The sequence below is a fragment of the Sphingobacterium thalpophilum genome, from assembly GCF_038396785.1.
GTDB classification, from domain to species: domain Bacteria; phylum Bacteroidota; class Bacteroidia; order Sphingobacteriales; family Sphingobacteriaceae; genus Sphingobacterium; species Sphingobacterium thalpophilum_A.
In genome coordinates, this window is record NZ_CP151087.1 from 1499609 (window position 1) to 1523915 (window position 24307).

Genomic DNA, 24307 nt, shown 5'->3' on the forward strand with positions numbered 1-24307 from the left:
GTTGATACGATAGAACCAAGGCAGCTATTTGGACCTTAGATTCATACCGAAGGAAGAGATCGTATGAAGGAGTTCATAAATCCCTTCCCAAGGATAATCATATTTATTCATAGGTGATGAATGCTGCGAATGTAGGGGCTTTCCCCGAACGAAACGAATGCAATTATTAATTATAACTTTTATTTACATGAATTAACACAACTTTACACTTATTTACACAAAACAGCAATTTTGGCCTTTTCCAGTAAACGCAACCTGAGCCTATTTTTTAATGAAAATTCAAGCATTTCCATAAAAATAATATGTAACTTTGTGCTTTAATTTGAAGAACGTTCAAAACAAACATTTATAATGATTCATTTCTTTGAGAACCCATCGAACACTGTATATGGTGTTCAAAGCGTAAACTCTTTATCACAAGAAGACATTACTAAACTCAACTGGCTATTCGGCAACGCCAAAAAACTAGACGACCAAAACCTTAACCATTACTTTGTAGGACCCCGCGCCGCGATGGTTACTCCCTGGAGTACCAATGCAGTAGAAATCACGCAAAATATGGGAATTGCAGGAATTGTTCGTATAGAAGAATTTCAACCGGTACCAGCGGATTTCAATGACTTCGATCCAATGATTTCACAAAAGTTCAGTATGTTGACACAGGACATGTATACCGTCAACATTACACCTGAACCGATATTGGAAATTGAAGACATCGAGGCCTACAACAAATCTGAGGGCCTAGCGCTAAATCCAGAAGAAGTAGATTACCTCAATAACCTTTCGACCAAATTGGGTCGTCTGCTTACAGACTCGGAAGTATTCGCTTTTTCGCAAGCGAATTCTGAACACTGTAGACACAAGATTTTCAATGGTACCTTTATCATTGATGGCGAAGAGCAACCCACTTCCCTCTTTAAATTAATTAAAAAGACTTCTGAAACCAATCCGAACGAGATTGTTTCTGCTTATAAAGATAACGTTGCCTTTGTCAAAGGTCCACGTGTCACACAATTTGCACCTAAATCGGCCGACAAACCTGACTTTTACGAAGAGAAAGCATTTGATTCGGTTTTATCCGTAAAAGCTGAAACACACAATTTCCCGACTACTGTAGAACCATTTTCGGGTGCTGCAACTGGGTCAGGTGGTGAAATCCGCGACCGTATGGCCGGTGGCCAAGGAGCGATTCCATTGGCGGGTACTGCCGTATACATGACTGCTTATTCGCGATTGGAACAAAATAAATTGGACCTTCAGGCAGGAACAGTTACTGAACCGGCAAAGGAACTCAACAAAACGCGGCCATGGGAAAATGCGATGCAAGAGCGTCAATGGTTGTACCAGACCCCGGTTGACATCCTGATTAAAGCTTCCAATGGTGCTTCTGACTTCGGTAATAAGTTTGGTCAGCCCTTAATTACAGGTTCTGTATTGACCTTCGAACATGAAGAGGATGGCCGTAAACTTGGTTACGACAAAGTCATTATGCAAGCGGGTGGTGTTGGTTATGGAAAACTGGATCAAGCGAAAAAACATACGCCGAAAACTGGCGATAAAGTTGTTATCCTAGGTGGAGAAAATTACCGAATCGGCATGGGTGGCGCTGCTGTATCTTCTGCAGATACAGGGGCATTTGGTTCTGGAATTGAGCTTAATGCCATTCAACGTTCCAATCCCGAAATGCAAAAACGTGCAGCGAATGCTGTTCGTGGCTTAGTAGAGTCTGATCATAACCCTATTGTCTCTATCCACGATCATGGTGCAGGTGGCCACTTAAACTGTTTATCTGAACTTGTTGAAGAGACCGGCGGCTTGATTGACCTGGATGCACTTCCTGTAGGCGATCCTACACTATCCGCAAAAGAAATTATCGGTAATGAATCGCAAGAACGTATGGGACTTGTCATCGCCGAAGATGATATTGATACCTTAAAACGTGTTGCCGATCGCGAACGTGCACCAATGTACACCGTAGGTGATGTCACTGGCGACCACCGCTTTACTTTCGAATCAAAAAGTACGGGTGAAAAACCAATGGATTATGCCCTTGAAGATTTCTTTGGCTCATCGCCAAAAACTTTCATGCGCGATAAAACCGTAGTTCGCAACTACGCTGATCTTGCTTATGATGCAGCTAATATTCCAAGCTACTTAAACCAAGTATTACAACTGGAAGCGGTTGCTTCCAAAGATTGGTTAACCAATAAAGTAGACCGTTGTGTTGGTGGCCGTGTTGCCAAACAACAATGTGCGGGTCCATTGCAATTGCCGTTGAATAACGTCGGTGTCATGGCATTGGATTATAAAGGTAAAGAAGGTATTGCGACAACAATAGGTCACTCCCCTGTGGCTGCCTTAGTGGATCCGGCTGCGGCAAGCAGAACGGCTATTGCGGAATCGCTTTCCAACATCGTATTTGCCCCAATCAAAAATGGTCTTGCAGGAATCTCCCTATCGGCCAACTGGATGTGGGCAGCCAATAATGAGGGTGAAGATGCCCGCTTATACCAAGCTGTTAAAGCATGCTCGGATTTTGCCATTGCATTGGGAATCAATATCCCCACGGGAAAAGATTCTTTGTCGATGAAGCAAAAATATCCAAACGGCGAAAACGTCATTGCCCCTGGCACATTGATCATTTCTGCCGCAGGAAACTGTACTGATATCACCAAAGTGGTTGAACCTGTGCTAAACAAAACAGCCGGATCGATCTATTACATCAACTTATCAAAAGATCAGTTCAAATTAGGCGGTTCGTCATTTGCACAAATCATCAATAAATTAGGTACTGAAGTACCGACCATTCAAGATGCTGCTTACTTTAAAACAGCATTCAATACCGTACAGCAATTAATTCAAGAAGGACAGATCGAAGCTGGTCACGACGTCGGATCGGGTGGCTTGATTACCACCTTATTGGAAATGACCTTTGCCGATGTTAATCTTGGTGCCAATTATGACCTTTCGGCATTACATGAATCGGATAGCGTAAAAGCCTTCTTTAATGAGAATATCGCACTTGTCCTTCAAGCAAAAGACGACGCTGCTTTCGAAGCAATCGTGAAAGATGCCGGTGTAAACGCGGTTAAAATTGGTCAGGTGATCGAAGGTAATACAGTGACGATTAAAAATCAAGAAGCGGTATTCAGCTTTGATGTAACAGCAACACGTGATGTATGGTTTACGACATCCTTCCTTTTGGATTCCAAGCAATCTAAAAATGGAACTGCACAACAACGTTTTGATAATTATAAACACCAACCCCTAGCCTTTACTTTCCCAAGTCAATTTGATGGTAAGAAACCAAAAATCGACGAAACTAAAGCACGTCCGAAAGCGGCAATCCTTCGTGAGAAAGGTTCCAACTCCGAACGCGAAATGGCAAATGCCATGTTCTTGGCAGGCTTTGATGTGAAAGATGTTCACATGACCGATTTGATCACTGGTCGTGAGACATTGGAAGACATCCAATTTATCGGTGCCGTCGGAGGCTTCTCGAACTCAGATGTATTGGGTTCGGCAAAAGGTTGGGCCGGTGCTTTCCTTTACAATGAAAAAGCGAAAAAAGCCTTAAACGACTTCTTTGCTCGTCCGGATACACTTTCGGTTGGTATCTGTAATGGATGTCAGTTATTTATGGAACTTGAAATGATCAATCCTGAGCATGAAATCCATGGAAAAATGCTACACAATACTTCAGGGAAACACGAGTCAAACTTTGTGTCTGTAAAAGTTCAGGAAAACAATTCGGTCATGTTATCGACACTAGCGGGAAGTACCTTAGGGGTTTGGATTTCACACGGAGAAGGAAAATTCAACCTTCCGTATGCGGAAGAGCAATACAATATCGTGGCAAAATATGCTTATGAGCAATATCCGCATAACCCAAATGGTTCGGACTATAATACAGCAATGGTCTGCGATAAGACTGGACGCCACTTGGCTACGATGCCACATATTGAGCGTTCGGTGTTCCAATGGCATTGGGCAAATTATCCAAAAGGTCGTCAGGACGAAGTTTCTCCTTGGATTGAAGCATTCGTTAATGCACGTCAATGGATTGACGAGCAAGGCAAATAAAAAAAGAAAAACTCCTTCATGTATGAAGGAGTTTTTTTTAGATATCCCTTTTGTATCCTGGTTTGTTCATCATTTGATCTAGGGAGTATTTTCCAGAGCCCATGACCATAAAAAAAAGATCAGCAAAAAGAATACGACTATAGAAAGCCACAATTCGGAATTCAAATAACTAAACCCGTGGGTGATATTAACAAAAAATACAGCCCCTACCAATACCGGAAATAATAGTAATGAGGCTAAACGGGTTTGAAAACCTAAGATAAGGAACAGCCCGCCTACCAAATGGGTAAAAACCACATAGTGAACCGCACCCCACGATGATAAGTGGAAACTACTTTGCTCAATCATGTGTTGAACAACATCCCTATCATTTACGAAACTTACACCTTTGGCAAAAATAACGATCCCTAAGGCTATTCTTAGGTAATCGATCCATTGTGGGTGATGTGCATCGCCCCAATGCTCAATTTTGTGTATCAGGTTCATAACATACCTCCTTTTTATAGATGGTTATAGCCTAATAACAATTGAACAGTAAAAAAGTTGTTTGTATGAGATGATTCACTATCAAAATGTTACGAAGTGAAGACAGCCCACTCCTACGCAACACTTCTGCTAAAACCAATCGTTGGCAAATGAGGCCTCACGCTGTTTCCAAAATCAATCAATCAATCAATCAATCAATTAACGCAACTGTAGGTTAGGAGAAAAAAAGTCGAATAACAAAATCCCAAAATGCAGTTGTTAGCAGCCCCACAACAATACTAAAACCGATAACCAGATTGACCAGCTTGGTATTCAGATGGTATTGCTCGGCAATGATCCCCGAAGTGACCAAGGTTGGCATAGCTGCTTCGAATATACTGATCCGCGCAACAGCGCCCTTTACACCAAGTAGTAAAGCAAACAGTAATACCAATGCTGGGGCAAGAATCAATTTATAACTCATCGCTGTACTGATCTGCGAAATCTGTTGTCGCCAACCATCAAACTTCAACTGTAAACCAATAGAAAATAAGGCCAAGGGTCCAACGGTCGCCACCAGCTTATCAAAAAAAGGCTCGGCAACTGAAAGATCAACCAATTGCGACAGCATTAAGGCTGTTATACAACCGATCAGGGGTGGAAAGCTGACTAACTTTCGAAGCATAAATTTGACATCGATCGCCTCGCCATCTTGGGCATTCGCTCGCAGTGCATTGATAAGTCCAGCTGTAGAAAGTAGAATAAATGTGGTTTGGTCGCAAATAATCGCAATCGGCAACTGGGCTTCGCCAAAATAGGCGATGATCAATGGAAAGCCAATAAAGGACGTATTGCTATAACCAGCGGCCAATTCCAAACTACTGCGCGAACGCTGTTTATAGTTTTTACGCCTACAGTACATTTCCATAAATAACCAACTACCTGCCCAAACGAGGATTGCCGAAAACACCGGAAACAGTAATTGCGATGACCATACAATCTTCGGAATATATTTGAAAGACACCGCTGGAAGGGCAAAATAAAGAATCCAGGTATTGATCCCTTTATGTGCTTCGGAATGAATTAAATTTGTTCGCTTTAACAGCATCCCTGCCGCGATGCAAAATGCAATCATTATAAAATTGACCATGTTTTATTACCATTTTATACGACACAAAGGTGCAATAGTACAGCAGGCAATAACATGTACAAATACATTATTTTTATGTACATTTACGGATATATAATCAGGAGAATAATGCGCAAAAAACAGTTTGAGCCTTTGCGGATCAGTGAATTTATTGAGGATAGCTTTCATTTACCTCCACATGAGCAGAATTATTATGAGCTTGTTTATATTCGTTCAGGCAAAGGAACCCATGTGATCAACAGATTTGAACTGAACTATGAACGTGGTGATGTATTCTTAATTAGTCCGGCAGACAAGCATTATTTTAACATTGAAGAAAAGACACATTTTCTGTTTATTTTATTTACAGATACCTACTTCCTGCAGAATAAACGCAATCAAAAGCGCTATGCCTGGATTATGGAGCTGATGAACGACAGGGGATTAAAGGAACGCAAATTGGATATGGACGAGCATTATCGCCTGATTTACACTCATATCCTGGAAGCGGTCCGACTGTATAGTCATACCACAGTCAGCGAGCGTTCGGACTGGCTATTTGACCAACTCGTCGCGATCTTTGGGCTCTTCAAAGAAATAGCAGAGACGCAACGTTTACCCCAGCAGCATGAACTATATGTTGACCGATCGATTTCGGCTTACATTCATCAGCATATTTTTTCGCCCGAACAACTTCAGGTCAGCCTACTGGCTCAGAAATTCAATATTGCCCCATCCTATTTTGGGACCTACTTTAAGAAGAACTTCGGCAGCAGTTTAAGAGCGTATATCAATACCTACCGGATCGAACTCATCGAGAACAGACTTAAATCCAAAGATTATACCTTGAAACAAATTGCTGCAGAACTCGGATTTACCGACGAGAGCCATCTTTCCCATTTCTACAAACGCGCCAGGGGATTTAGTCCTTTACATTATCGAACTCAGCGGACTAAATAGTAGGCTTTCCAGATAATACACCCTGTATACGCGGAAAAATTGCAATTGAATGGGCTAAATCTTGGGTGGAATGACGCTATAAAACTTCAAGCCCTCAGCTTCAAACTTCTTATACAATACAAGTAAGACATCATTTTTAAAGGCAGAAGCATTGGCAGCAAAATTTACCCAGCCGGAAACACTCAGGTAAATCATCTCAGCACTGATGTCCTGTATACTGATTCCGCTATCTCTATCCTTGATAAAATGGTCACTACTTTCCATAGCGTCTTTGATCCATTGTTTGGCTTGGTCCAAATCTGCTTTCCGATCGATATGGAGAACAAAACTTGTCTTGCTGTATTCTTGGGATAAGGTCCAATTGACAACCCTTCCCGACAGCAAATCACCATTTGGAATAATGACATCTGCACCATCACCTGTTTTTAAAACACTGGCGCGTATACCGATTTCCTTGACGCGCCCTTTTTTGTCGGCAAGCTCAATTTGATCACCAACGCGAAACGGCTTATCAAAAACCAAAATTATGCCCGAGACAAAATTATTGATGATATTCTGCATGCCGAGTCCGATACCAACACTCAATGCGCCAATCACGACCGTAAGTTTGTCCAAACTCATACCCAGGGCCGAGATGGCCATAAAGAAACCGATCAGAATAATGGCCAAGCGAAAGAGCGGAAATAAGGTCATCTTCTGATTATAGACCTGGCTGAGCTGACCGTCTTCACCACCAAGAACGATCAAACTAATATTTTTCTGAAACCAATTGGCCACCAACAGCAGTAAAACCGCTACACCAAGATTTCCTAAGGTAAAAGAGATGCTGCCGATGCTGCGTACTTTTCCGAAGAATGTTTCGCTCAATGCCAATAAACTTTCAATAAACTGTAAGTTATTTGCCAGCACAATGATCGCCAAAAGCACACAGACAATACGCAGAATTTCGGTGATGATAGCCAAGGTGCGCTGCTCGTTGAAACGCATCCAAAAACCGGAAGTCAGCCGATCTTTTTTAAACTGATTGCGGACATCCGCCTTAATCATATCCGAAAAATACTGCAGTGTAAAAGACTGCACCAGCCCCACAGCACAGGCAATACTAAAACTACGTGAATGCTCCACATGCCCGATAATATTCAGTGTAATTGCGGTCACGTTGAGTATAGCAAAAATCACATAAATAAAATTACTGATATAACCCGGACTATCCGCATTCTTTATACGCCGTTTCGTATAACTGACCAATCCTAAAGCAATCAAATTGAAGGCAATACAAACGATACGTAAAAACAGGTCATCGCTTACGATCATATTGACAAATACATCCAGGATATAGAATACAATAAGGATAATGGCAATTTTACGCTGCATTCCACTCATGCGATGCCTGAGCAAAAACATGAAGATTAACATGATGACCAATTGGGAAGCCTGCAAAATGAAACTTGGTGTAAAGAAGTTTACAAAAGGCAACAGTGTCAGGAGAAAAATAATGGTTTTCCCAACGATCGCATCAATCGCAAGTTTATGTTCAGGATCATTTTGCCGAAGGATATAAGACACCCGTACAATCCAGTAGCAATACCCCAATCCCAGTACAATCAACAGGATACGGCTCGCCCAATCTGTCCGATTCACATATTTGTCTATCGACTTATTGTTACTGTAATTACTCCGGATATTATTTAAGATCACATCTTTAGAGATGGCTGCCGTATTGGCTTTCCATATCGAACTTTTAGCGGTCACGGAATCGGCTTTTTTGTTTCCGCTTTTCATTTCGTGAACGGTTTCGATCCGAATCAGATGACGTTGATTTTTAGCTATAAGTTCATCAATCGTCCGATTGATCGCCTCCAGCGAATCTTGTTTTGCAGCTAGTTTAAGCTGCGCATTGTCGAGATATTGATACGCTCTACTGTGATTATTGGCACTGATATCATAGCGGTTGATCAGCGTTTTGATCTGATCTGCTGTCACATTGAGGCTATTGGAATAATTGCTGATACTGCCTTTAATAGACTTCAGCTGGCTGATTTCTTCATGGATACTATTTTTTATTAAAGCAATACTATCTTTAGCCGATCCAGCATTCGTTGTCAAGTAGCCATTGGATTTTTCATTCAGCTGCGCGATAAGCTCGGCCATGGAAGCCGTACGAATATTGGATAAAAAGTTTAGATTTACTTTGCGCAGATCATTTCGTAGCTCATTCCGCAGTGAGTCATTTCCAACCCGTGTCGAATCCACATTCGACCGTCTACTTAGGCTGCTATGGTTCGCCGTGCGATCGCCTATCTGATTCTTCCGAACCTGAACGGAGTCCTGTGCAAATCCGTGCAGCTGAAAAGCCAAGAGACTTAAGACAAAAATAAAATGCTTGACAATGCCCAATTTCATACTTCTAATTTTGTTGATTTTCTTTCCTGGCAATAGGTAGTCAAATGCCATGGAAACTACAAATTGCAAAGAAAGGACCAAAGGTTTTTCTCCGACAAAAATAACTTATCTCCTGTTAAAATCGAATAGCATCGGAGAGTTTTAGTTCTTCCAGCCGTTTTATTTTATCATCACGATAAAATAAATTCATCGTCTCAAAAGGAATCAACTTCAAGTCTTTATTGACGATGTGGACACAAGATTTCTTAACAGCACGAACATCAAAATCGTAGGCATCCATAAAATTCATAATGATAATGCGGAAAAGATTGTCGTAATCAAGATCAGGTGCGCACACTTCTGGCAAACAGCAAAGTAACTGGTTTACTTTTGGCTTTACCTTATCCACCGAAATTCCGGTACTAAATATATCCAGCAATTGCATCTGAACACCTTTGTCCTGTTCATAGACAATGGTATTGCGCGATTGGTTATTTAATAAAATAGCCGGATCAATATGCCGGGTCAAGGGTATCCGCTCATCGCCTATCTTCAGGATATAACCCATCGCCAACGCATCAGGATTACAAGGAACAGGAATAATATCATGTGGATCCAATAGGGAATATTGATTCAGAATTTCCTGACGCACCTCGGTCAGTGTCATTTTATGCTGCTGTGCATCGGTCGCATTTCGCCCGGCAATTTCCACCGGTTGAAAAGTTACCCCGCGTACACATCGCTGTTGTAAAGCGTACTCCAAGATTTTACCAATTTCATCATCATTGGTTCCCTTTTCTAAGACCACAACCAATGTTGTACTCAGATTGAGCGCATTTAATTTGTCAATGGCCTTTTTTCGGACATCCGTGAGATCTTTGCCCCGAAACTTTTCGAGCACGGATGGGCGAAAAGAATCAAACTGGAGATAGATTTCAAATTCAGGCGCATAGGTGGCGAGTTGCTCAGCAAAACCAGGATCATTGGCAATTCGGATACCATTCGTATTGAGCATGAGATGCTTAATAGGTTTTGTCTTCGCAATGTCTAAAATCTTAAAAAAATCAGGGTGTATGGTTGGCTCTCCACCGCTGATCTGAACCACATCTGGTTCACCCTCACTTTCGACGATTTTGTCAAACATCTGTTCAATCTCTTCCAGCGAGCGATGTCGTCCGTAGTGGGGCGACGACATGGCGTAACAAGTTGGGCAGGTCAAATTACAACGGTCGGTCACCTCAACAATGGACAAGCAGCTATGCTGCTCGTGATCTACACATAAACCGCAATCGTATGGGCAGCCATAATGTACTTCGTTGTCAAATTTCAACGGTGTTTCGGAGGCTTTATTATAATTCCGAATGTTCTTATAATAGTCAACATCCGTCGCAATCAGCGTTTTGAAAAAACCATGATCGGGACAGTTTTTGGTCATAAATACCTGTTCATCCTCGATAATAATCTTGGCACCCACACGCGAAAGGCATGTTGGACATAGGCTAATGGTATAATCGTAGTACGTATAGTTTTTTACTGGCATCGTTCTGATTTCTAGTTCATAAAGGTAAGTCCGCAGGCAAGCCCTCCTGCCAGCATTGCTCCAATTCCGCCCAACAATACTTTAAGCCAGGGATTGACATTAAACTTCGACTCCTTATTACCTGCTTTAATAATCGAGCCGATAATAATAACCAAAAGTGCAATGCCAATCACAATAGCACCTATAGTAAGAAGAAAAAGTCCCAACATCGCGGTACTTTCCGATCCAAATGATCCTTCAAGCAAATACATGATTCCTATTTTTTGATTAAACGTTCATTTTTTAATAAATAAATATAATAAATTATCACCACGATGCAGGTAATTTGTATGGTACTTAGCCGCAAAAGTATAATTGCCCGTGGCTTAATAAAGTCCAAAAGGAAACGAAAACTAAAATAACTAAGCATAAAAAGCTGAAACAACACACCATTTCGATAATTGTATCGTCGTTTAAAAAGTTGGAGCGTTACAAATAAAAGCAGCAAAAATGCGATTTCATACAGCGCAACTGGATGCCGTTTGTAGGCATCGCCCAAGTACATCCCCAATGGAGAGGTAGTGGGTAAACCGTAGGTCTGCTCGAATACACCCGTGTAAAAACATCCTATCCTGCCAATGACAATTGCGGTAATTAAAGGAAAGACCATCCGATCCCCGGTACTTTCTTTTTTACCCATGATCTTTTTCATCCCTTCTACAGCAACCAAACCTCCTGCCAAACCACCGATTATCGTATTATTCACCCAGATGTAGGTCCATTTATGTGTCGCATTGAGCAACTCAGCCGGACGCTCGAGGGACCCGATAATATGCGAGCCGATTAAAGCGCCTAAGCCGGCAGCAATAACAATAAGAAGTGAATTGGTATGCCCTAAACTTTCCTCATCCTTCCACTTGAGCAGTTGGTAATAACGCATCCCTATAAACATCCCCAACCCTTCCATAAAAGGATGTAAGAGAAATGTTTTTCCAAACAAATCTATCGTAACCGGAAATTCAATTAGCACAAGCATAAACAAGTATACGAAAGACGATCAACAAAATGATAAACAAAATTGCTCACCAAGCAGACAGGACGCCAGCATTTAAAAACAAAAAAAGCCAGTCCGAGAAATGGACTGGCTTAAGAATAATTATTTTACGACAGCTATTAAAGCTGATTGCTATACACAAACCGTATTTCCTCACGGAGGTTATAACGCGAAGCCATCACTTCGCCATAGGCGCCTGCAGAACGAATGGCAATTAAGTCGCCACGTTTTGAGACCGGAAGTGGCACTTCCTTACCAAAACAATCTGAAGATTCACAGATAGGTCCAACCACATCATAGTTAATGGATTCTACAGTGTCCACCGCACTGATATTCTCAATTTTATGATAGGCCTGATACAAGGCCGGGCGCATTAATTCAGTCATTCCGGCATCCAATACCAAGAAATTCTTCTTGACACCATTTTTGACATACAAGACACGGCTTACCAAGCTTCCGCATTGCGCAACCAAAGCCCGTCCCAATTCAAAGTGCACTTCTTGCTGTGCTGTACGCTCCAGGAAGCGGTCGAAAATATCAAAATAGGCTTCAAAATCGGGAATTGTATTTCCATCCGGATTTTTATAATCTATCCCCAATCCGCCACCGACATTCAATACACGGATTTGTGTACCGCGTTCTTCAAACCAGTTTTTCCATTCATTGACTTTCACACACAGGCTTTTGAATACGGTCATATCCGTAATCTGTGAACCGACGTGAAAATGAAGACCTACCAATTCAATAGACTCACATTTTTTAAGCACGGCTGCACATTTTTCCAAATCGGCATTGGGCACACCAAATTTGTTTTCATCAAGCCCTGTTGTAATATAATGATGGGTATGTGCATCCACGTTTGGATTGATCCGTAAAGCTACATTCGCTTTTACACCTTTCTTTGAGGCAAGCTCATTGATGACCTCAAGCTCCTGAATGGATTCAACATTAAACGCGAAGATATTTTGATCGAGCGCGTAATTGATTTCCTTATCGGATTTACCAACTCCTGCAAAAGTAACTTTTTTGGAATCAAAGCCACATTCAATGGCTTTCTTCACCTCATTGCCGCTCACACAATCCGCACCAAAGCCGACCGCTTGAATCGCCTTCAATAACTCGTCATTAAAATTGGCCTTTAATGCATAATGAACATGAAATCCCCGTTTGTGCGAAGCAGCATGCGCAGCCTCCAGGGTCTTGTTTAACACATGCAGATCATAATAATAAAACGGCGTTTCTTTCTCTGCAAACTTCGCCGCGATACCTGTATTTATCATATAAAAACCTAATTCTTAAAATAAACGATTGTGCAATGAACGTAATGCTTCAGTTTTATGATCTGAATTCAATAGAATAGAGACGTTAAAGTCTGAACCACCATACGAAATCATACGAACTGGAAGGTGTTTTACAGCATCAAGTACGCGAGCGGCATAGCCATGGCTATTCAAACCAAAATCCCCTACAACGCATACAATGGTCTGATCACCATCCACTGTTACTGAACCAAAATCTTCCACTTCTTTGATAATATCCGCCAAATTTGTGGTATCATCAATCGTCAAAGACACCGCCACTTCCGAAGTTGTGATCATATCGATTGGTGTTTTATAACGCTCGAATATTTCAAAGACACGGCGCAGGAAACCGTAGGCAAGTAGCATTCTCGACGAATGGATATGAATTGCTGTGATACCGTCTTTCGCTGCTATAGCACGAATACAACCTTTCTGCGCACCGTCTTTACTGATCAATGTCCCTTTTGCATTGGGTTCCATCGTATTCAACAACCGAACTGGAACGTTATATTTTTGCGCTGGGAACACCGATTGTGGATGTAAGATTTTAGCACCAAAATAAGCCAGCTCCGCAGCTTCATCAAAGCTTAGATGTGCAATCGGTGTGGTTCCTTTGACAACACGGGGATCATTGTTGTGCATCCCGTCGATGTCAGTCCAGATCTGAACTTCCTCGACACGGATTGCTGCCCCGATCAAGGAAGCCGTATAATCTGAACCTCCACGGCGCAAATTATCAATTTCACCAAAAGAATTACGGCAAATAAAACCTTGCGTGATAAATAGGGTATTTTCTGGACTCTGGGCCAAAATATGGCTTAGCTTTTCGCCAATGTAATCAACCATAGGCTCATTGTCTTCATCAATTTTCATAAAGTCCAGGGCTGGCAACAGCACGGATTTTACGCCAATTTCATTCAGGTAAAAATGCCATAAAGCGGTAGACATCAATTCGCCTTGTGCTAAAATAACTTTCTCCTCGATCGGTGTAAACAATTCGTTGGCCAAGGTAGAAATCAGGTTAAAATGGTAATCGATCAATTCTTTACCATTTTTATATCCCTGTTCAGTACTGAAAAGTTCTTTAATAAGGTCTTCGTACTTATCCTTATGCTTCTTGACCAACTCTTTAGCTTCGTCCTTCTTACCTGCTGTGTAAGCTTGACCGATTTCAACCAAAGCATTTGTCGTTCCAGCAACTGCGGACAACACGACGATCTGACGTTCAGCAGGGTTTACAATATCCAACAACCCTTTGATACGTGCTGCACTCCCCACGGAAGTACCACCAAATTTTAAAACTTTCATACTGAAGTTACAATTATTAAATTTCTGTGTGCCAATATAGGCAATTCATGAATTTATATTAAAAAAAATGCGGCACAAAATCATGAAAGTTTTGTGCCGCATATCTGATATGTTACGCGGAAGAATTACTTCTTCAAGTTTTCGATCAGTAGACCGGCCAATTCTTCGCCGATTCTTTCTTGAGCTTCATTAGTTGCCGCTCCAATATGTGGCGTCAATGAAATTTTCGGATGTTTCAAAATCTCCTCACGTGGACTAGGTTCGTTGTCGAATACATCTAAACCAGCAAATGCTACCTTGCCCGAATCCAATGCTTTCACCAATTCCAACTCATCAATAACGCCACCTCTAGAAGCATTGACTAAGCCTACACCATCTTTCAATAATGGGAACTCTGCAGCTCCAATCGCTGGTTTATCCAAAAATGGAACGTGTAAAGAGATAAAATCTGAAACTTTCAATAGCTCGTCCATCTCCACTTGTTGAATAGGCACGTCAACCTGGATACCACCTGAAAGTGTTATGGTCAACGCTTTTGGTCCTTCGAACAAATCCGTATAAACCACATCCATCCCTAGACCAATGGCGATTTTGGCAACTTCACGACCGATACGGCCAAATCCAACGATACCGATCGTCTTACCACGAAGCTCCGTACCGGCACCATAAGCTTTTTTAAGGGCGCCAAATTTTGTGTTGCCCTCAACTGGCATTTTTCTGTTGGCATCGTATAAGAAGCGGACACCATTCAATAGGTGAGCAAACACCAGCTCAGCAACGGATAGCGAAGATGCCGCCGGGGTATTGACAACAGCGATGCCTTTTGAACGGGCATATTCTACGTCAATATTATCCATGCCTACTCCACCACGGCCGATAACTTTCAAATTAGGGCAGCCATCAATCAGGGCCTGACGCACTTTAGTTGCGCTACGTACCGTGATTGCGTCATAAGCAAGAAGCTTTTCTGGAAGCTCTTCTTGTGGAATATGCGTTGTATCTACACTATGACCGGCATCTTCCAGCATTTTTTTTCCTAGTGGATCGATACCGTCATTCGCTAATATTTTCATCTTTATAATTCGTTTTTAAAGGTAGCAGTACCATTCAACTCATTGGAAGATCCAATCCCGCGAATACGATACGACCTTTATAATTCGTAATCTAACTAATTATTTATTCGTCAACTGTTAAATTTCAGCAACATGCATGCAGCCTTAGGCTGTATGCGTGTCCTCAAATTCTTTCATGGCATCAATCAACGCATTTACGCTGCTCAATGGTAAAGCATTGTAGATTGAAGCTCTAAATCCACCGACAGAACGGTGACCTTTGATGCCAATCAAATTACGTTCTTTCGCCAAAGCCAAAAATTCAGCTTCCAACTCTGGTGTATCCATCACAAAAGTAACATTCATGCGCGAACGGTCTTCTACAGCAGCAGTACCTTTGAATAATGGGTTGCGATCGATTTCATCGTATAAAGCACGTGCTTTGATGATATTCTCTTGTTCCAATACCGAAACACCGCCTTTTGCTTTTAACCAACGAAGGTTTAACATCGAAACAAAAATCGAATATACCGGTGGTGTATTGTACATTGAACCACCGTTGATATGCAATTGATAATCCAACATCGATGGAAGAATACGTCCTGATTTACCTAAGATATCATCTTTAACAATCACGAGTGTAACACCTGCAGGCCCCATATTTTTTTGAGCACCAGCATAAATCAAATCATAGTCAGCAACGTTGATCTCACGTGAAAAAATATCAGAAGACATGTCAACAACCACTGGTAATGCGGTTTCGGGTTTATCAAAAACCTCCGTACCGTAAATGGTATTGTTGGCTGTATAATGAAAATATGCCGCATCTGTTGGGATGGCATATCCCTTAGGGATATAGGAATAATTTTTATCAATCGACGAAGCTACAACATCTACTGTACCGAATTTTTTAGCTTCTTTTAATGCTTTTGTAGCCCATACACCCGTATCCAAATAAGCAGCCTTACCGCCTTCAGGTAAAAGATTCAACGGCGCCATTGCAAATTGCAAACTTGCCCCTCCTTGAAGGAAAAGAATCGAATATCCCTGAGGTACTGCCAATAACTCGCGTACTAATTGTGTGGCTTCATCTATCACTGCTTCAAACTCTTTGGAACGGTGAGAGATCTCTAAAATTGATAAACCGGTGTTGTTAAAATCAATTACAGCTTCTGAGGCTTGTTGAAATACTTCCTTTGGCAGAATACATGGACCTGCTCCAAAATTATGTTTCATTGATGTTATAGTTTGTTTGATTGCTATTTTTTAACCCTAGGTAAGCAATCCGTTGTTTAAAAACCAAAGGTAAAATAAAATTATATATTTTTCAACTAATCTGTTTTTTTATTGAAAATTTATAAAATTCTAAATGATTTCAATAAAAAGATCGCACAACAAACAGCTAATTCAATGCAAAAAACATCAAATAAGCAACACTTTCCATGCCATATCTACCTGATTATCTTGCAAATACTCCTTTGCCTTGAGCTGAAGATGGGTATTACGAGAAGATTGATCACCAATAAAGGCATTTAGCAATTCGTAAATTTCAGGGAGACTCGTTATATCATCTACCTCCTGTGGCGTGGGTAAACGGTCGACCTGAGCCAACTTCATTTTTTCGTTCTCCGTAAAAACGGTCGATTCCTTTATAAAAAGTGGCAGCTGATTGTAATCCATAAAAAAGCAGAAATTTTATTCAAATTTCTGCTTAATATCTCAGAAAATAAAATTCTTATATTTTTTCAATAATTCGATCTGCAAATTCGCTTGTTTTGACCAAGGTCGCATCATCCATCAAATTGTAAAAATCCACCGTCACCGTTTTAGCCAATATCGTTTCTCCTAAGGCCTTAACAATTGCCGCCGCCGCTTCGGTCCAGCCGAGGTATTCGAATAGCATAACACCGCTTAAAATAACCGACGAAGGATTCATGGTATTGGTATTTGCAAAGCGAGGTGCAGTACCATGGGTGGCTTCAAAGACAGCGTGCCCGGTTTTAAAATTGATATTAGCACCCGGTGCGATCCCTATACCGCCAACCATTGCTGCCAGCGCATCAGAAATATAATCACCGTTCAGATTCAACGTTGCTACAACAGAAAAATCCCGTGGATTCAGCAGGATCTGCTGTAAAAAATTGTCGGCAATCATATCTTTAATCAAGATTTTACCGGAATCCAAGGCCGCTTTTTGCTCTTGGTTAGCAACCTCAGCATCCTTTTCCTCTTTCGTTCGCTCCCACTGTCCCCACGTATAGGTTTTGTCGGCAAATTCCGTTTCAGCAACCTCATACGCCCACATCTTAAAAGCCCCCTCCGTAAATTTCATGATATTTCCTTTGTGGACAATCGTCACGGAAGGCAAATTGTGATCAATAGCATGTTCTATCGCTGCACGGACTAATCTTTTGGAGCCCTCTTCAGAAACCAGCTTGACACCGACGCCTGTCGTGGCCGAGAAATTGTAATCAATATCAAGCTCATCATGCAAGAAATCCTGGAATCTGTTGGCTTCAGCTGTTCCTGCCTGAAACTCTATTCCAGCATAAATATCTTCGGTATTTTCGCGAAAAATCACCATATCCACATACTCGGGATGTTTGACTGGCGAAGGTACACCCTCAAACCATTTTGTCGGGCGTTGACATACATAGAGATCCAAATCCTTACGCAACGCAACATTCAACGAACGGATTCCCCCGCCTACTGGCGTGGTGAGCGGCCCTTTGATTCCAACCAGGTACTCTTTTAACACATTCAGCGTATCTTTTGGTAGCCATTCGCCTGTTTCGTTGAAAGCTTTCTCACCTGCCAACACCTCCTTCCATGTTATTTTCCGTTGTCCGCCGTACGTTTTCTCCACCGCCTGATCAAAAACACGCACTGCCGCATGCCAGAGGTCAGGACCAATGCCGTCGCCGATAATAAAAGGAATTGTTGGAAAATCTGGGACCTGTAAAGTTCCTTCACTTGACATTGTAATCTTATTTGACATAACCTTCAATTTTAACGGACAATAACTATCCCTTATTAAACATATTTCCGATTTCTTTGCTAATTTTTCTAAAGATTGGTGCAGCTTCAACATCTTCATATTCGTCGATGTGCGCATTTTCCACTCTACTAGGAAACACTAAAACAAGATTTTCGTTTGCATAAATACGATCTAATTTCTTTGCTACTCCATCCAGCGAATCCCGATAGGAAACTTCTCCATTTCTAGCCGACACAAAAATAAACATCGCATCCTCCTCCTTAAACGCTTTAAGGCCCTGTAAATTGTCCCAGTTGTCGTAATGTTTGAATGTGACAGGAACAGAATTTTTCAATTCGACGAGATGTTCTTCAATGGCAGCGGCAGAACGTGTATCAACCACAAAAGTGATAGACAGGGATAATTCCTGGGCAAACTTGACCACCTTCTCCAGCCAGTATTCGAAACCAAATTCCGCCTCGCACATCGGTGGTGCAAAAACGACAATCGACTTATTCGAAATAAAAGGTTTTTTAAAATGACATAACATCACATTAGCCGAGGTTCTATTTAAAATACTTTCCGTTTTCTCCCCGACAAACTTATCCATAAAATTGGCCGCACTTGGCCAGCCCAAAACAATACAATTGGCAGAAACCTCTTTTGCCGACCGCGCAACCCCGCTGGCAATGTTTAAATCTATTGTAGCACTTATATTCACACTTGTTTCACTACCCGAAGCATACCTGACCATATTGTCCAGGTTCTTCCGTGCTTTGGACATGTTTAATTGTGCCTGTTCATTATCTTTCACAACGGACACAATATTGACAGGATAGGAACATTTCTTGCTTTTAATATAGGTTGAAAAATCCAGAATCGGCTCCATATTATCCATATTAGCGATAGAAATCAAGATGTTTTCATCTTTTTCCTTTACCACATCGGTATGTTCTTCGTCCTGTTCGCCATCCAGAACCACTTTACGTGAGGCATTTCCCGTCACCACCGTGGCGACAATGCAGGTCACCAAAATCAGCAGAATCGTACCATTAAGCACATTCTCATCGATAATGCCGTTCTTATGTCCAACCATAATAACGGCCAGTGTTGCCGCAGCATGTGCACTACTTAAACCAAATATTAGGTTACGTTGACCACGGCTGTATTTAAAAACGATCTGTGTCAGCCAGGCGGCCACATATTTTCCGACGATAGCCACAACGGTCAGTGTTCCGGCAATAATAAGGGCCTGCGGCCCTTTCAAGATTACGCTGACATCGACAATCATGCCCACAGATATCAAGAAGAAAGGAATAAAAATCGCATTACCGATAAACTCGATCCGATTCATCAAAGCCGAAGAATATGGAATCAGTTTATTGAGGGCCAGACCGGCAACGAAAGCCCCAATAATCGGCTCAAGGCCGGCAATTTCTGCCAAAAATGCCGCAAAAAACACAACCGAGAGAACGAAGATATAATTGGACGTCTTCTCACTCCCCAAGCGCTCAAAAAACCATTTCGCGATCCTCGGAATAACACCAAACATGATAAACAGAAAGATAGCAAAGGAAATCGTCAGGGTAATCCAAAATTCATTACCTATATTTCCCTGAGAAACGCCAGTAATTACAGCAAGAATAATCAGCACGGCCGTATCGGTCAGGATTGTTCCACCGATCGTAATCGCAACAGCCTCCATTTTTGAAATACCATAGCTATTGACGATGGGATAAGAAACCAGCGTATGGGTAGCAAACATGCTTGATATCAACAAACTCGGCAAAACACCGTAACCCAATAAAAAGTGACAAACGGGATAGCCAATACTGATCGGCACGATGAATGTCAAAAAGCCAAAGAGCAAGCTCTTATTTTTTGTCTTTTTAAATTCATTCATGTCCAACTCGAGCCCGGCAATAAACATGATATAGAGCAGGCCTATTGTTGAAAAAAGCGTTATGGCCGAGTTTTTTTCCAGCCAATTTAGTCCATGCGGTCCAATAATAACGCCGGATATAATTAATCCTATAATCCCCGGAACCTTAATCGGTCGCAGTACAATCGGTGATAACAGGATAATAAAAAGTACCAGTGAAAATATAAGTACAGGATTTTGTAAAGGTGCTTCGAAGGCGTGGGAAATATGCTCAAAAGTTTTATTCATATGTGCTTGTATACTAGCCGTAAAATATAAATACTTATTTTTCTATACAGCTCGAAAAATAGTTAACAGCACTAAAAATACGATTTTTTAAAGAAAGCGAAGCCTAAAAAGAGTGTTACTTAAAAGAAATGGCTTTAATCGGACTAATTTTGGTAATTAGCATTGACGGAATAAATAAAGAGATCATTCCGATAAACACAACAGCCAAATTGACAAGAATCACATCAGACCATTGAAGTTGAACGGCCACATAGGAGATATAGTAGGTCTTCTCATCCAATTTAAAGAAATGGGTAAAATCCTGAAAAAAGTAAAAACCGAGGCCAATAAGATTACCGATTAACAATCCGAGGCCGATCAGGTACAAAGCACTGTACATGAAAACACGGCGAATTCCGGCATTGTGATACCCCAAAGCCTTTAAAATACCGATCATTGAAGTCCGCTCAAGAATGGTGATCAGCAAGGCGGAAATCATATTGATAATAGCTACCACCGTCATCAGTATAAAAATGATTTTGGTGTTCATATCCAGCAGTTCCAGCCATTGAAAAATATCGGGAACCTGATCCTTGATATTGATTGCCTGCATATCGATAGGCAACAGGTCTTCAACCTTGTTTGTTGTCCGTTCGAGCTGACTAAAATCTTTGATCCGAATCTCATAGCCCCCTACCTCATGATCATCGAGGTTGCTCAGTTTGCGGATGACATTGAGAGACCCGATCACATAGACCTTATCTAATTCTTCAGAGCCTGTATTAAAAATGCCCTTAATGACAAATTTACGTTTGCGTATAGGATCCTGCACGAAATACATAATAAAATCGTCACCGACTTTTAAGAGCAATCGATCTGCGAGATACTTAGAGACTAAAATCTGATTATCGGCATTATCCGATTTAAAGTCTATCATATTCCCTTCCACCAGCATACCTTGAAACGGCTGCTGATTATACAATGAATCGATACCCTTGAGAACCACGCCTTCCACTTCATTGTTGACATTGATGATTCCGGCCTTGGTTGCAAAGGAACTGATGGAATTGACTTGAGGAATTGCCAATATGGACTTGCGGACCTCCGGTGCAAGTGTTATGGGCGAATTTTCGTAAGACTTATTCAGGTCGTAACGTAAAACCAATACATCGGCAAAAAAACTCCGTTGCTTACTGATAATCTCTCCCTTAAATCCGCGCAATACCGCAATAGATATAATAATCGCTGCAATAGCAAGAGCAATGGCACCAATAGTCACCCGAACGATCAATTTTGAGAACGTTCTTTTTCCAGAAAATGCGATCCGATTTGCTAAAAAATAAGGAAAATTCAAGCTTTCAATATATTTATGTAACTTCGCAAAGTTATAAAAATTTGTTATTTACAAAACTGAAATGACAAATTATTAGGCGTTTTTCAGTAGGCTATTCAACGAGGAGGCCCCTGCACTGGTTTAAAGAGTTTTATAAAAATTTTCAAGTATTATGCGTATTATTTTCATGGGTACTCCCGATTTTGCTGTAGCTTCACTTGAAGCACTGATTCAGTCTGGCGAACAAGTTGTCGCTGTGGTTACTGTACCGGATAAACCTGCAGGACGCGGACAAAAAATACATGAATCTGCGGTGAAAATATTTGCTAAACAACATAACATCCCAGTTCTTCAACCCGTGAAACTTCGCGATGAAGCATTTCTGAATGACCTCAAAAGTTTTCAGGCGGACCTACAGGTTGTGGTGGCATTTCGTATGCTACCTGAGATCGTCTGGAATATGCCTAAATTTGGAACGATCAACGTCCATGCCTCACTCCTTCCACAATACCGGGGTGCAGCACCGATAAATCATGCCATCATCAATGGAGAGAAAGAATCGGGCGTAACGACATTTTTACTACAGCACGAAATCGATACGGGAAACATCTTATTGTCGAAGAAAGTTGCCATCAAAGAAACAGATAACGCCGGTGATCTTCACGATAACCTCATGGTGGCTGGAGCAGAAACGCTCCTTCAAACCATCCAGCAATTGAAGGCCGGAACCTTGCAGCCTAAACCTCAAGACGTCCTTCTCACCACGGAGCCGCTCAAACATGCACCAAAAATTTTCAAAGAAGACTGTAAAATAAACTGGGATCAGCCCACTGCGCAGGTTTATAACTTCATTCGCGGTTTAAGCCCTTATCCAGCGGCATTTACCCTCTTAAATGATAAGGTACTAAAAATCTATCGCACAGAAAAAGAGCTTGCCCATACAGCTACAATACCGGGAACCGTAGAAACTGACAAGAAAAGTTTCTTAAAAATTGCGACACAAGACGGCTATATTGTCATTTCTGATCTTCAACTCGAAGGCAAAAAAAGAATGAATGTAGTCGATTTTTTAAAAGGCTATCGATTTTAACCTTTTTCATCACCACCATCATAATATTGCAGCAGATCACCAGGCTGGCAGTCTAGCGCTTTGCATATCGCTTCAAGAGTATCTAATCGCAATGCCTTCGCCTTTTGATTCTTGATGATTGAAAGATTGGAAAGGGTAATTCCGACGTTGTCACTCAATTGGTTAAGCGACATCTTTTTCTCTTTCATTATTTTATCCAAGTGAATTAAGATTGGCATAATATAATTTTTATTCTTTTAAATTTATTTAATGTCACTAATAAAACAAAAGATCCATCTTTTTGTTTTATCATAAAATTATCATTTTAAAATAAATTTGAGGAATGCATGGTGCATAATAAATCAGCTGCCGACGAGTTAAATTGTTTAGAACAATAAAAAAATTAAACCTTTTAGCTCTTTAAATATCAAACAGTTGAATATTACAGCAACAGATAAGAGGAAAAAAAATATTAAAATGGAATAGTTTTTGATGATTAAAAATTGAAACTCAAAAAAGCCTAACTCATTAAATATGAGTGGCTAGATAATCAATTTTCCATTAATAATTCAAAAATTTTTCGTATTTTCGCAAACATTTCTTAGAGAGGAGAATTAATAAAAATTAATGAGACAGCTCAAAATTACACAATCTATCACCAATCGTGAGTCACAGTCTTTGGACAAATACTTACACGAAATTGGTAAAGTAGACTTAATTACAGCAGAAGAAGAAGTAGAATTAGCACAGCGTATCCGCGAAGGCGATCAAGTTGCCTTGGAAAAATTGACTAAAACCAACCTTCGTTTCGTAGTATCAGTAGCAAAACAATATCAAAATCAAGGTTTAACCTTAGGTGATTTAATCAATGAAGGTAACCTGGGCTTAATTAAAGCGGCTAAACGTTTTGACGAAACAAAGGGGTTTAAATTCATTTCTTATGCCGTTTGGTGGATTCGCCAATCTATTCTTCAAGCAATTGCTGAACAATCGCGTATCGTACGTCTGCCATTGAATCAAGTTGGTTCATTGAGCAAAATCAGTAAGGCTTTCTCAAAACTAGAACAAGAATACGAACGGGAACCATCTCCAGAAGAATTGGCGGATATCCTTGAAACTACAGTAGACAAGGTTTCGGATACGCTAAGCAACTCTGGCCGTCACGTATCTATGGACGCTCCCTTTGTTCAAGGTGAAGAAAACACACTTTTGGACGTTTTGGAGAACCATGATCCAGACACAGACAGTTCTTTGATTGATGAATCTCTGTCAGAAGAAATCAAACGATCATTGGCAACATTAACAGAAAGAGAACGTGAAATTATCGTGCTTTTCTTTGGCTTAGGTTCCAATCACCAATTGTCGTTAGAGGAAATCGGAGAAAAATTCAATTTAACACGTGAGCGCGTTCGTCAGATTAAAGATAAAGCTCTTCAACGTTTGAGACACACTTCAAGAAGCAAAATCTTAAAATCCTATTTGGGTTAACAAGAGATACTTATTAGACATTTTGGCAATCCCAATCA

General features: G+C 41.0%; 19 protein-coding genes. 4 read left to right on the forward strand and 15 right to left on the reverse strand.

The features are described from left to right. Nucleotides 1-351 precede the first annotated feature (351 nt). Complete coding sequence (purL, locus tag AACH28_RS06925) at nucleotides 352-4083, forward strand: phosphoribosylformylglycinamidine synthase (protein ID WP_341832578.1); 3732 nt, start codon at nucleotides 352-354, stop codon at nucleotides 4081-4083. A gap of 78 nt (nucleotides 4084-4161) precedes the next feature. Here purL and AACH28_RS06930 read toward each other — a convergent pair whose 3' ends face one another. Beyond that, nucleotides 4162-4569 carry a DoxX family protein gene (locus AACH28_RS06930; RefSeq protein ID WP_341832579.1) on the reverse strand — a complete coding sequence of 136 codons (408 nt, stop codon included), beginning with the start codon at nucleotides 4567-4569 and terminating at the stop codon, nucleotides 4162-4164. Between the two features lie 214 nt (nucleotides 4570-4783). After that, nucleotides 4784-5698 carry an AEC family transporter gene (locus AACH28_RS06935; RefSeq protein ID WP_341832580.1) on the reverse strand — a complete coding sequence of 305 codons (915 nt, stop codon included), beginning with the start codon at nucleotides 5696-5698 and terminating at the stop codon, nucleotides 4784-4786. Between the two features lie 108 nt (nucleotides 5699-5806). On the opposite strand from AACH28_RS06935, the gene AACH28_RS06940 reads away from it, so the two are divergent. After that, complete coding sequence (locus tag AACH28_RS06940) at nucleotides 5807-6637, forward strand: AraC family transcriptional regulator (protein WP_341832581.1); 831 nt, start codon at nucleotides 5807-5809, stop codon at nucleotides 6635-6637. A gap of 54 nt (nucleotides 6638-6691) precedes the next feature. On the opposite strand, the gene AACH28_RS06945 is transcribed toward AACH28_RS06940, so the two are convergent. The 12 genes from AACH28_RS06945 to AACH28_RS07000 form a co-directional block, all read right to left on the reverse strand. Continuing rightward, nucleotides 6692-9091: a mechanosensitive ion channel domain-containing protein gene (locus AACH28_RS06945; protein ID WP_341832582.1), complete on the reverse strand. Its 2400-nt coding sequence runs from the start codon at nucleotides 9089-9091 to the stop codon at nucleotides 6692-6694. Nucleotides 9092-9155: 64 nt separating this feature from the next. Then, nucleotides 9156-10559 carry a radical SAM protein gene (locus AACH28_RS06950; RefSeq protein WP_341832583.1) on the reverse strand — a complete coding sequence of 468 codons (1404 nt, stop codon included), beginning with the start codon at nucleotides 10557-10559 and terminating at the stop codon, nucleotides 9156-9158. An 11-nt stretch (nucleotides 10560-10570) separates the two neighbouring features. Continuing rightward, nucleotides 10571-10810: a hypothetical protein gene (locus AACH28_RS06955; protein WP_046675824.1), complete on the reverse strand. Its 240-nt coding sequence runs from the start codon at nucleotides 10808-10810 to the stop codon at nucleotides 10571-10573. A 5-nt stretch (nucleotides 10811-10815) separates the two neighbouring features. Then, nucleotides 10816-11574 (reverse strand): prolipoprotein diacylglyceryl transferase family protein, encoded by a 759-nt coding sequence (locus AACH28_RS06960; RefSeq protein ID WP_341832584.1) that lies wholly within the window; start codon nucleotides 11572-11574, stop codon nucleotides 10816-10818. A 137-nt stretch (nucleotides 11575-11711) separates the two neighbouring features. Further along, nucleotides 11712-12872 carry a diaminopimelate decarboxylase gene (lysA, locus tag AACH28_RS06965; RefSeq protein ID WP_070569692.1) on the reverse strand — a complete coding sequence of 387 codons (1161 nt, stop codon included), beginning with the start codon at nucleotides 12870-12872 and terminating at the stop codon, nucleotides 11712-11714. Between the two features lie 15 nt (nucleotides 12873-12887). Beyond that, entirely contained in the window at nucleotides 12888-14201 is a 1314-nt protein-coding gene (locus AACH28_RS06970; RefSeq protein WP_204990740.1) for an aspartate kinase, read from the reverse strand. Nucleotides 14202-14326: 125 nt separating this feature from the next. After that, entirely contained in the window at nucleotides 14327-15274 is a 948-nt protein-coding gene (locus AACH28_RS06975; RefSeq protein ID WP_341832585.1) for a D-2-hydroxyacid dehydrogenase, read from the reverse strand. A 144-nt stretch (nucleotides 15275-15418) separates the two neighbouring features. Further along, nucleotides 15419-16489 (reverse strand): 3-phosphoserine/phosphohydroxythreonine transaminase, encoded by a 1071-nt coding sequence (gene serC / locus AACH28_RS06980; RefSeq protein WP_070569687.1) that lies wholly within the window; start codon nucleotides 16487-16489, stop codon nucleotides 15419-15421. 186 nt (nucleotides 16490-16675) lie between these two features. Further along, a complete protein-coding gene (locus AACH28_RS06985; RefSeq protein WP_070569685.1) occupies nucleotides 16676-16933 on the reverse strand; it encodes a hypothetical protein in 258 nt (85 codons plus the stop codon). 55 nt (nucleotides 16934-16988) lie between these two features. After that, on the reverse strand, nucleotides 16989-18251 hold the full coding sequence (gene icd / locus AACH28_RS06990) for an NADP-dependent isocitrate dehydrogenase (RefSeq protein ID WP_341832586.1): 1263 nt from the start codon (nucleotides 18249-18251) through the stop codon (nucleotides 16989-16991). Nucleotides 18252-18276: 25 nt separating this feature from the next. After that, a complete protein-coding gene (locus AACH28_RS06995) occupies nucleotides 18277-20400 on the reverse strand; it encodes a cation:proton antiporter (RefSeq protein ID WP_341832587.1) in 2124 nt (707 codons plus the stop codon). Nucleotides 20401-20515: 115 nt separating this feature from the next. Then, complete coding sequence (locus AACH28_RS07000; protein ID WP_070569678.1) at nucleotides 20516-21733, reverse strand: ABC transporter permease; 1218 nt, start codon at nucleotides 21731-21733, stop codon at nucleotides 20516-20518. Nucleotides 21734-21884: 151 nt separating this feature from the next. On the opposite strand from AACH28_RS07000, the gene fmt reads away from it, so the two are divergent. After that, complete coding sequence (fmt, locus tag AACH28_RS07005; protein ID WP_286769736.1) at nucleotides 21885-22802, forward strand: methionyl-tRNA formyltransferase; 918 nt, start codon at nucleotides 21885-21887, stop codon at nucleotides 22800-22802. Here fmt and AACH28_RS07010 read toward each other — a convergent pair. Then, nucleotides 22799-23020: a helix-turn-helix transcriptional regulator gene (locus AACH28_RS07010; protein WP_046675813.1), complete on the reverse strand. Its 222-nt coding sequence runs from the start codon at nucleotides 23018-23020 to the stop codon at nucleotides 22799-22801. The genes fmt and AACH28_RS07010 overlap by 4 nt on opposite strands. A 388-nt stretch (nucleotides 23021-23408) precedes the next feature. On the opposite strand from AACH28_RS07010, the gene AACH28_RS07015 reads away from it, so the two are divergent. Further along, nucleotides 23409-24269, forward strand: coding sequence for an RNA polymerase sigma factor RpoD/SigA (locus AACH28_RS07015; RefSeq protein ID WP_028068906.1), 861 nt, complete (start codon nucleotides 23409-23411; stop codon nucleotides 24267-24269). The last annotated feature ends 38 nt before the right edge of the window (nucleotides 24270-24307 follow it).